Origin of the sequence: Aeromonas bivalvium, assembly GCF_000819765.1 — a bacterium.
GTDB lineage: Bacteria > Pseudomonadota > Gammaproteobacteria > Enterobacterales > Aeromonadaceae > Aeromonas > Aeromonas bivalvium.
The window spans coordinates 1258-1759 of sequence record NZ_CDBT01000020.1 but is presented as its reverse complement, the minus strand read 5'-3'; the positions used below and the strand labels follow the sequence as shown (position 1 = coordinate 1759).

Here is a 502-nt window from a genome sequence, read left to right as displayed (position 1 = left end):
TCTGGTAGAATACGCCCCGTTTAAACGAACTGGTAACTTCGACTAATGACAGACAACAGCCAAATCAAGGTGATCGTCGGCATGTCCGGCGGCGTGGATTCTTCCGTCTCGGCCTACCTGCTCCAGCAGCAGGGCTATCAGGTCGAAGGCTTGTTCATGAAGAACTGGGAAGAAGACGACACGGACGAGTACTGCTCTGCCGCCCAGGATTTGGCTGATGCCAAGGCCGTCTGCGACAAGCTGGGGATGAAACTCCACACCATCAACTTCGCCGCCGAATACTGGGACAACGTCTTCGAACACTTCCTGGAAGAGTACAAGGCGGGTCGCACGCCGAACCCGGACATCCTGTGCAACAAGGAGATCAAGTTCAAGGCGTTCCTGGAATTCGCCGCCGAAGAGCTGGGGGCCAGCTACATCGCCACCGGCCACTATGTGCGCCGTGACGACAGCACCGGCCGCCCCCGCCTGCTGCGCGGTCTGGACACCAACAAGGATCAGA

General features: G+C 58.2%; 1 protein-coding gene. It reads left to right on the top strand.

Annotated elements, in window-relative coordinates; all coding sequences use genetic code 11:
- Positions 1–45 precede the first annotated feature (45 nt).
- A partial coding sequence (locus BN1119_RS07595; protein ID WP_041996071.1) for a 7-cyano-7-deazaguanine synthase occupies positions 46–502 on the top strand: 457 nt, incomplete at its 3' end.